Consider the following 9,646-nt stretch of genomic DNA (forward strand, 5'->3'; position numbering starts at 1 on the left):
TATGTTCAATGAACTTTTTCAATTAATAGATACTCTCGTCTTGAATAATATTTCAAATCTTGTCGGAGTATTTTCAAACACGATCACGCCTCTTATTGGGGCGTGTGTTGTTTTGTACGCTCTCTATCTTGCTTGGCAATCTCTTTACGACGCTGAAAACATGATGATCATGGAGTCGATGAAATTCATCGGCTCTTTGGCGCTCTGCACTACGATAGCTTTCAGCACATCATGGTATTTGAAGAGTATAGTTCCCATGATCCTTTATAGTGGAGATGAAATAGCGAGTATCTTGCTAGGTAGTTCTGGCGTAGGTGCTGTCCAACACATGTTTGATAGCATATTTGATCTTGTAGAAAAGACTTACGACTCAATAGATATTGATGTTCTGAATGGAGATTCATGGTTAAGCGCCATTATGAAACTTATAATATGCGGACTCATCACCGTGGGAGGATTGGTTTTTATTGCGATTGCTACTGCTTATTTGATGGTTGCGAAAATCATGGTGGGATTTCTACTCATTATTGGACCATTATTCATTATGTTCGCGTTTTTCCCATCAACACGAAGCATGTTCCAATCGTGGACAGGTCAGTGTTTGAACTACACTCTGCTATCCATTCTGTTTCCAGTGGCGTTCAATATGTTCAATGTCGCGATAAAAACAGTCGTTCTTGATAACGATGTCAGCTTGTTTGTGGCTTGTCTTATTTTTGTCTGTTTTTTCGTTTTCTGTGTCTTATCAGTTCAAATTCCTACATTCTGTTCTTCCATTACTGGTGGTGTCGGCATCAACGGCCTAGTGGGTAATATGGGCGCAGGCGCACGAACTATGGGCGCGGCTGGTAAAGCGGCTGGGAAATACAGTGGCGCAAACGCAGCCGGTCGATGGGCTGGTAACAAAGCAAGAACTGGTGCTAAGAACCTACTCGATAAAGCCAAAAACAACATTAAGCCAGGGTGAGAATGATGTTAGTCAATGCAATAGAACTTACCAGAAAGGTAAAACGTTGGTGGGGAAAGTGTTTGATGATAATGGAGTTAATGTTTTCCTTTTTGATATTAATTGGCTCTATTTTGTCTGTGATGCTCTTGCCTCTTGTCGAGCTGTCCTTCGGCTTAGTCGTGAGCGCTGTTGGTCTCTTGGTAATAGGCATTTTACAGTGGCGTTGGAGAGCCGCAATTTGGCCGTCTATCCGAAAACATCAACGCACCCTTGAGCAGACTGACCTCTCAGCCTAGTTCAACCCCTTAACACTGAACTCTTCTTTCTGCCGCATTCATGCGGTTTTTTTGTACCAGAAAAAGTAACCTGAATGCGGCGATATGAAAGAGAAATTAGGTTGGAAACTTGATTATTGCTAAATAACTTCCCAAATTAATCTTCCAATGATGAACACTATCCCACAAAACAAGCATGTTAAGATTATTTTTCTAATCCATTTTGTAAATACAGCTAACAAACCGCCAGATAAGAGAGAGCAAAAAACAACAATAGAAAATCGCAACCATTTAGGTAGGTCAATCTCAAGCAAAATTTGGTTTGAGATAATGCCAGTCAAAATACACCCTATTAAAAACAAGCCTAAAGCCCAACTAGCAAGACGTTCATCTTCATATTCACTTTCAGAAAGAAATTTATCTCCGACTCTGTATCTAGCCATTCAGAACTCCTTAATTAACCTAAACCAGCTTTTAGATATAGCGTAAAGCTGGCCTCTCCTTATACGGAAAAGTATTATGCAACAAATTCTCATTAATCTCATGGCAATATTATCATTTCCAGCTTGCTATTCTGTCCCGCCGCCGCGAAAAGGCGACATGCGTACCGTCACCAAGAACGAACATTAAGGATAGAAAAATGAAAACCTCACCATTACACGTCGGATTGGGCTCCCAGCTCACTGAGGAGCAAGAAAAAAGTTGGGAGCAATGGGTCAATACCACTTTTCCTGATGACTCCCCGCGTTTTGAGTTAATTTATAATGATTCGCCAATTTACATTGATATGTTAACGCTGCTTCAATGTTTAAAAATTGCCGAACATACGCACCATATCCCGCCCATCGATGGGGAATGGTGGGTGAACATCATTAAGCAATACCCTGTGGAGATACATTTAGATGGACGTATTCAAGCTCAGAGTGAGTGACATTCACGGGATCATGATAAGTCGTGAAAATTTTGAACACGAAAAATTGCATCTCGCGGTTTGTCCAGTATGCGATAACACAATCACCATTGTAGGTCTCCACTCAAGTGATACTGAGGTCAACAAAGAGAATGGAGAAGTACAAACGTCTCACGGTAGACATTACCTTTACAAGCAACTGGATAGTCTTGGAATATTACCCTAGTTCAACCCCTTAACACTGAACTCTTCTTTCTGCCGCATTCTGCGGTTTTTTTGTATCTAAAAGGACACCCAATGAAAACACTCACTCTTTGCTTGGTGGTGTGCTTTGCCGTGGGCTGCACAGCAACCCCACCGCCACCGCCAGAGCCAAAAGGCGACATGCGCGCCGTTAACCCTCCCAAGGTCAACCTTGCCACTCTCTACACGCAATAAGGAAACCCAATGAATGCCATTGATAGCGCCTTGGAGGACAACAAAACCAAGGCTGAAAAAAAAGTCACCGCCAAACACCACAAACAAGCCGACTTATTCCTTGAGGAAATCAAACAATTTGAGCAAGACCGCATCGAGCTGGCGAAATCGTCACGCAATACCGCTTGGAAAGTGGCGGCGGCCTCGTGCGTCATTGCCGTACTGCTTTCTATTGCCGTAGTGGTCATGATGCCCCTCAAAACCGTCGATTATCGCTTGTTGACCGTCAACCCTGATACGGGCATGACGGAGATTGTGCAACCGCTCGCGGATGCTAAGCGTATCACCTACGGCGAGGCGTTAGATAAGCACTGGCTAAGCCGTTACATTGTCACTAGAGGCACTTACCAATGGCAAACCGTGCAAGATGCTTACGACTACATCAAACTCACCAGTCGCCAAGACGTATTCAGCGCTTATAACACCGCCCTGCGTGCCAAGAACTCGCCGCTGGAAGTGTTTAAGGAGTACAAAAAAATCCGCATGGAAGACGTCGCGATTTCATTTCTGCCCACGCAACAAAATCAAGTACTAGCGCAAGTGTCTTTTACTCGCGTGGTGGTCAATAACGATGATACGCCCGACCCGAGCTATGAGCCGACCAAGTGGAGTGCCACGGTCACGTTTGATTACCTTAAAGACATTAAAACCGACGCTGAGCGCATACTCAATCCGCTTGGCTTTCAAGTCACCAGTTACCGAGAAGATAGGGTGATCCAATGATGAAACCACTGATAGTATCACTGGCTTGCGTCGTTGCCTTTTCCAGTCAAGCCTTAACCCTGCCGACCTACCAAGGCAAAGACCAACGTATTGTCTACGCCAAGTACGACCCCAGCGATGTGATTGCCATTCGCACCAAAGTGGGTATCGCCACGTTAATCCAACTGGATAAGAACGAAACCATTTCAGGGGAGCATTCCGGCTTAGGCATGGGAGATGCCGCCGCTTGGGGATTTAACGTGCGCGGCAACAACATTTTCTTTAAACCGCAAGCTGAGCAACCGAACACCAACTTAACCATCGTCAGTGACACAGGGCGTACCTACGCCTTTGAACTCTTTACCAGTAAGCGGCCTTTCTATGTGGTCAAGATGCAGTACCCAACCCCGAAAAAGGCCAATACGCAAGCCGCCAAGGCGCCGTGCACAAACGGCAAGTACAACTTCCGTTACGCCAAGTGGGGGGATGATGAGCTTGCGCCGGAATACGCATGGGATGATGGCCGCTTTACCTGCATGAAGTTTTCAAAAAATGCCGAGCTGCCGGTGATTTACCAAATCAACGCCGATGGTAAAGAATCGCTGGTCAATTACCACATTGAGCGAGATACCGTGGTGATACATTCTGTCGCCGACGAATACCGTTTGCGTCTCGGTCAACGCGTGCTCGGTATTCACTCCCACTTTGTTGAGTTTGCCGGTTACAACCAAAAAGCCAGCAGCATTCAAGCCACTCGCGTGATTAAGGAAGCCGAATAATGGACGACAATAACACCATTCCTAGCGCCTACGAAAAATCAAACCTTGACCGTGGTGAGGTCTTGGTTCAGGGGCGTAGCAAGAAAAAGAAAGCCGCGCTCGCGATTATTATTCTGTTGATCGCCCTCCTCGTGGTCGTGGTCGGGGTGTTTCTCGCGGTTAAGCAATTCAATCCGGAGGAAGAAGCCCCTACCGACACCTCATCAACAATCGAGCTCGGAGAAGTGTCTGGCGTCGAAAAAGGCACCGTCGGCAATGATTCGGCATGGTTTGATGAGTTAAAGCGCAAACGCCAGAAAGAAAAAGAGGCCGAGGCGCGAGCATTAGCGCGTGAAAAACAGCGCCAACTCGAACAAGCACGTGCGCAAGCTGAGCAGGAAAAACCCGTTGTTGTGCCAACCAACGATGTGCCCCCTCCCGAGGTGCCAGCCCCCACTCCACGTGTTAATACCACCGCCAAGCGCGATAAAAACGCGCCACCCACGCCTCATGAGCGACGGTTAATGAGCGGCATCATGGTGCAAAGTGGCGACGCAACAGGCAATCAGTCCGCGCCCTCTGCACCGCCGTCTCACGACAGTAGCTACGATGCGCCGACCTTTGCCAAAGGAAGCGCCACCAAACGCGCCTCAGGGGAGTTGGACTTCTTACTCAAACACGGCTCTATCATTCCCTGCGCCCTGTACAGTCAAATCATTTCCGACTACCAAGGCATTGTGATGTGTCGTGTGACCCAAGATGTCTACAGTGCCAATGGCAAAGCGTTATTAGTAGAGCGTGGCTCACTCTTAACTGGCTCTCAAAATGTCGAACTAGAGCCTGGGAAAACACGCGTCTTCACCACATGGGCTGACATCGAAACCCCGAACGGTATTTCCGTACGCATTGATTCGCTTGGGGCTGGTCGTCTAGGGGCAAGCGGTAATGAAGCGTGGATAGACAACCACTTCAAACAACGTTTTGGTGGGGCTATCTTACTCTCGTTCCTCGATGATGCGTTTGGGGCACTCGCCAATAAAGCCGCCTCCTCATCTAACGGCGATATTACGTTTGATAGCTCAACAGAGAATGCCAGCAACATGGCAGAGAAAGCACTGGAAAGCACCATAAATATAGCGCCAACCGGCTATACACAAATCGGGCAACGCATTAACATCATCGTGGCGCGCGACATCGACATGTCGAGCGTGTACCGCTTTGAATAACGGCACTTGGCTGGTCTGAGGGTTTTACATGTCGGTATGTAAAATTTTAGCACCCGACAGGCCAGCCACTTTACCCGCCACTTCGTTTGTTTAATTTTTATCCACAAAAACAGTGGGTAACTGAGTTTGTAACTCGCTCTATTCAAGGAAAAACAACAAGTTAATCACCCCAAGCCAAGGAACTGTAGCTTTCCTGAATAATACAGGTCACCGAATAACATTAACGTTAAAATCAGCCCTCCGAGCTCTAATAACCAAGAGTCCATTGAATGTACTGCTGTGCCACACTCTTCACATTGGTCAAATGCACGCTTATGAATGGCACCACAGTGATAACACTTAAAGGTTCGACGATACATTAACTATTCACAAAAAAAACATTTAAAAAATATTATGCGTTGTTCTATCGCTCAAAGATATCCTCATTAATAAAAAGGACACTCGTCATGGAAATTATTTCAGAATTTGATATCGAACTGGCGATGCGCATCAAGGTACTTACCCCTTTCACGCTTGCTCATGCGTCACCGGAGTTCATTGCCTATTGGCTCGCGGTCACGCGAGAAGCTGAACGGCGTAAACTCACTTTCAACGTCACCCAAGAGACATAGGAATACAAATTTTACAACTTGACGAGCAATAAATTAATCATCATGACTTCGATCTAGCATCAAGCTCGCTTTTGGCTTCTATATGCCCTGCATGTAGAGACAAAAGGAGTACCACGCTATGCGTGGCGTTTTAATTTAAAGCAGACAGTCAGGCTCGAACAAAGGAGATAACAAATGCCACGACTAAAAGTTAAATTTTTTCACCTACTGAAAAGCATGCACCTAGTACCCAATGACGTCATTCTACTCGAAGATCTCGATAAGTTCAGGGGGCTCGAAAAACAACTCGATGAGTATCGAGAGCTACTCGAAACCATTGAAAAAGAGACGGGGTATTTCAGCTCAGAGCAGGGACGCTGGTCAAGATCACATGCTTTAACACTGGACGACTATCTTTCTTACTTTTATGAAATTCGATTTGGACAAAAACCAGCCCCTAGTACTGCAATCAATTACTTGCGAGCTAAGCCGTCATTCATCCAAATCCGTGAGATAGTATAAAGCATGAACACCATCGACAAAGCCGCAACGGTCAATCAATTGTTGATGATGACCGGCTTGCGCCACTACCTCGACCTTGATGGGTTAACCGAAATCGCCATTAATCGCCCAGAAGAAGTCTGGTTTGACCGTGGCAACGGCTGGGAACGCGATACCCTCCCCAACCTCTCGTTAACCATGTGCATGAACCTCGCCAAAGCCCTTGCGACCTTTGCTGGACTGACCATTCCGTTAGGGGAAGCCAATCCAGTGGCGTCCGTGATATTCCCCGACGGGGAACGGGGACAAATCGCCATTCCTCCGGCCACTGAGAACGGCATTGTCAGCATGACCATTCGTAAGCCGTCCTTAACGCGTTTTTCTCTGGCAAGCTATCAAGAGAGTGGACGGTTCTCTGCGTTTAAAGACATGGACGTCAATCGTCTTGAGTTAACCCCTATCCAAGAGCAGTTGCTGGCACTGAAACAGCAAGGCGACATGGCGGCGTTTTTCAGCCTCGCGGTCAAAAATAAACTCAATATGTTATTGGTTGGGGGCACTGGCTCCGGCAAAACCACCGTTATGAAAGCCATGGTGGATGAATACCCACGAGACAAACGCTTATTCACCATCGAAGATGTGCACGAACTGGACTTACCCAACCACCCCAATCACCTTCATCTGTTTTACAAGCAAGGCGGCTTAACCCCAAAGCAAATCATTGAGTCTTGTATGCGCATGAAACCCGACCATGTGCTGCTGGCTGAGCTGAGAGGGGATGAAGCGTGGACGTACCTTGAGATGCTGAACACGGGGCACGAAGGCTCTATCACCACCATTCATGCGAACGATTGTTACTCTACGCCAGCCCGTCTTGCTGGATTGGTGAAACAATCCGACGTCGGACAGACCCTAGACTACCACCACATCATGCGCACCATTCGAACCAGCATTGATGTGATTGCGTTTTTCAAACACACCCGACTGACCGAAATCTACTATGACCCCGTCGAAAAGAACCGACTATTAAGTGAGGGATAACCATGGCACTATCGAAACAGAAAAAAGGAGCATTGCTTGGCATGTTCCTTTTTTTTACTCTGGCGTTTTTTGTGGGCGGTTTATACGCCGGCGGCGCCGTGTATTTCAAACTGACCCACATTCCCTTGGAACACTTGTCTTACCGCAGCTTGTTCGACCAATGGCAAGCCTATCGTCATGAACCTGACATCAAACCGTTTTTGCTCATTGGACTGGTAGTGTGTGGGCTGATAACCCTCATTCCCACTTTCATGGGCATCATCATTGCCATCGCCAGTCAGGAAAAAGAAGAACTGCACGGCAGCGCCAAGTTCGCTACCGACATGGACTTGGCTAAGTCTGGTCTTTTCCCCGACCCGAAAACGAAAAACAAACCGCCGAGTATCTTGCTAGGCAAAATGCCCAAAGGCCGATTCAAGGGGCGATTTATTGAACTGGAAGGGGCGCAATTTGCCGAAGTCGCTGCGCCGACACGAAGTGGTAAAGGCGTAGGGATAGTCATTCCCAACTGCGTGACCTATCCTCACTCCTTGGTGTGCACCGACATCAAATTCGAAAACTTTGTCAAAAGTGCCGGATTTCGGCAACAGTGCGGCCAAGAGGTGTTTTTGTTTGCCCCCGACGGTTTTGCAGAAAACGAACAAGCCCGAGAGAACGAACAACTTCGCAGCCACCGCTGGAACCCGTTTGATTACGTCCGACGCAGCAAAACCTTCCGCATTGGTGATGTGCTCAACATTGCCAACAGTTTGTATCCGGTTTCAGGGGATAAGGGTGATATTTGGAATGAATTGGCTGGTAAGCTCTTTAAAGGCATCAGTTGTTGGATGCTCGATACTGAGGACATCACCGGTATTACGCCCTCTCTGCCTTACGTGCTCAAGTTAACGGGGGTAGATGGAGGACTGCGCGCGTGGATGCGACGCGAGTTAAAAAACGACTACGTCTCAGACGATGCGCGCTTTGAGTTCAACAACTGCTTATCCATGGCCGAAGAGACCTATTCCAGCGTCGAAAGTAACTTGCTCAGCCCTTTAGCGATTTTCAGTGACCACGTCACGGCGGCGGCCGTCAGTGCTTCCGATTTTGATTTTCGAATGCTGCGCAAAAAGCCGATGAGTATCTATGTGGGTTGTCAGCCAGGGAACCTCAAAAACTTTGGCAAACTGCTCAACCTTTTCTTTGAGCAACTTATCTCGGAAAACACTCGCACGCTCCCCGAACATGACCCCACCCTGAAATACCAAACCTTGCTGCTGCTCGATGAGTTCACCGCCCTTGGGCGCGTCAAACAAATCGAGAAAGCCATCAGCTACACCGCCGGTTATAACCTGCGCTTTTTAACGATTTTCCAAGATGAAGGACAACGGGAAGACGTCTATGGCAAAGAAAATGCAAAAAACATTGCCAAAAACCACGCCGTGAAAGTGGTGTATCCACCTAAAGAAGTGGATGACAACGTGAAACGCCTCTCCGATACGTTAGGCACCAAAACGGTGAAAAAACGCAAAACCAGCCGCAGCACGGGAAAAGGCTCAAGTCGCACCATCAGCGAAGACGAATTGAAACGCCCACTGATGATGCCGCATGAAATCGTGGAACTGGGGTTCGAAAAACACCCTAAAGCGACGTCACTCGGTATTAAGACGTTAATTTTGAAGGAAAACCAACGCCCTTTCATCGCAGAAAAAATCATCTACTTTGATGAGCCAACGTTCGCCGAGCGTGTGCGCTATGCCGAGAGTCACGTTCCAGACATCCCTCGATTAACGATTTAAGGCTTCATCGCCAAAAACAAACCGAGAAGCAATAGCCCTAAAACAATAATAATGCCTACTTTCCTACGTCCTCTAGGGTCAACTGCCCCACAATGACAACAAGTCTTCGCTCTAGGTGAAAGTAATTTGCCACAAACACGGCACTCATAAAATTTCATTTATTAATCACATCCAAGAATTTCTATCTCTAAGGAATATAATAGAACTAACCACAAGGAGGAGGAATGACATGGTGTGACCAGAGGGTTCATATGCTTGCAGGGGCAACAGCACCGTCACACCACATCATTCTTATCCAGTATAGACAAACTCGCATGAAGGATCCTTTTCATGAAATCAAAACTCATGATAGCCGCGCTCAGCGCGGCTTTTTTATTGCCAGCTCAACCCACTTACGCCGCCAGTGACGATGAATGCGCCATTTGGCTTTGCCTCCCTA

At 47.1% G+C, this 9,646-nt stretch carries 12 protein-coding genes; 10 read left to right on the forward strand and 2 right to left on the reverse strand.

Annotation, left to right across the window (positions count from 1 at the left end; all coding sequences use genetic code 11):
- The first annotated feature begins 1 nt into the window (after nt 1).
- The gene (locus tag B7360_RS22345; protein ID WP_085344652.1) at nt 2-967 is read left to right on the forward strand and encodes a type IV secretion system protein; all 966 of its coding nucleotides are present in this window, start codon (nt 2-4) and stop codon (nt 965-967) included.
- Nucleotides 968-1,364: 397 nt separating this feature from the next.
- Here the strand turns inward: B7360_RS22345 and B7360_RS22355 are convergent, their stop codons facing one another.
- Nucleotides 1,365-1,667, reverse strand: coding sequence for a hypothetical protein (locus B7360_RS22355; protein WP_085344654.1), 303 nt, complete (start codon nt 1,665-1,667; stop codon nt 1,365-1,367).
- A gap of 197 nt (nt 1,668-1,864) precedes the next feature.
- Between B7360_RS22355 and B7360_RS22360 the strand changes: the two genes are divergently transcribed.
- The 5 genes from B7360_RS22360 (at nt 1,865) to virB10 (ending at nt 5,297) form a co-directional block, all read left to right on the forward strand.
- Nucleotides 1,865-2,155: a hypothetical protein gene (locus B7360_RS22360; RefSeq protein WP_085344655.1), complete on the forward strand. Its 291-nt coding sequence runs from the start codon at nt 1,865-1,867 to the stop codon at nt 2,153-2,155.
- 276 nt (nt 2,156-2,431) lie between these two features.
- Entirely contained in the window at nt 2,432-2,572 is a 141-nt protein-coding gene (locus tag B7360_RS25070; RefSeq protein WP_164673239.1) for a hypothetical protein, read from the forward strand.
- A gap of 9 nt (nt 2,573-2,581) precedes the next feature.
- Nucleotides 2,582-3,334: a virB8 family protein gene (locus B7360_RS22365; protein ID WP_085344656.1), complete on the forward strand. Its 753-nt coding sequence runs from the start codon at nt 2,582-2,584 to the stop codon at nt 3,332-3,334.
- Nucleotides 3,331-4,092: a TrbG/VirB9 family P-type conjugative transfer protein gene (locus tag B7360_RS22370; RefSeq protein WP_085344657.1), complete on the forward strand. Its 762-nt coding sequence runs from the start codon at nt 3,331-3,333 to the stop codon at nt 4,090-4,092. Before B7360_RS22365 ends, B7360_RS22370 begins: the two co-directional genes overlap by 4 nt.
- The gene (gene virB10 / locus B7360_RS22375) at nt 4,092-5,297 is read left to right on the forward strand and encodes a type IV secretion system protein VirB10 (RefSeq protein WP_085344658.1); all 1,206 of its coding nucleotides are present in this window, start codon (nt 4,092-4,094) and stop codon (nt 5,295-5,297) included. Before B7360_RS22370 ends, virB10 begins: the two co-directional genes overlap by 1 nt.
- 164 nt (nt 5,298-5,461) lie before the next feature.
- On the opposite strand, the gene B7360_RS25075 is transcribed toward virB10, so the two are convergent.
- A complete protein-coding gene (locus B7360_RS25075; RefSeq protein ID WP_065646668.1) occupies nt 5,462-5,656 on the reverse strand; it encodes a hypothetical protein in 195 nt (64 codons plus the stop codon).
- A gap of 87 nt (nt 5,657-5,743) precedes the next feature.
- On the opposite strand from B7360_RS25075, the gene B7360_RS25080 reads away from it, so the two are divergent.
- The 4 genes from B7360_RS25080 (at nt 5,744) to B7360_RS22390 (ending at nt 9,207) form a co-directional block, all read left to right on the forward strand.
- A complete protein-coding gene (locus B7360_RS25080; protein WP_164673240.1) occupies nt 5,744-5,908 on the forward strand; it encodes a hypothetical protein in 165 nt (54 codons plus the stop codon).
- A 174-nt stretch (nt 5,909-6,082) separates the two neighbouring features.
- Complete coding sequence (locus tag B7360_RS22380) at nt 6,083-6,409, forward strand: hypothetical protein (protein ID WP_085344659.1); 327 nt, start codon at nt 6,083-6,085, stop codon at nt 6,407-6,409.
- 3 nt (nt 6,410-6,412) lie between these two features.
- The gene (gene virB11 / locus B7360_RS22385; RefSeq protein WP_085344660.1) at nt 6,413-7,429 is read left to right on the forward strand and encodes a P-type DNA transfer ATPase VirB11; all 1,017 of its coding nucleotides are present in this window, start codon (nt 6,413-6,415) and stop codon (nt 7,427-7,429) included.
- A gap of 2 nt (nt 7,430-7,431) precedes the next feature.
- Nucleotides 7,432-9,207 (forward strand): type IV secretory system conjugative DNA transfer family protein, encoded by a 1,776-nt coding sequence (locus tag B7360_RS22390; protein ID WP_173670008.1) that lies wholly within the window; start codon nt 7,432-7,434, stop codon nt 9,205-9,207.
- Nucleotides 9,208-9,646: the final 439 nt, after the last annotated feature.

This window comes from Vibrio sp. ArtGut-C1, from assembly GCF_002105475.1.
GTDB lineage: Bacteria > Pseudomonadota > Gammaproteobacteria > Enterobacterales > Vibrionaceae > Vibrio > Vibrio diabolicus.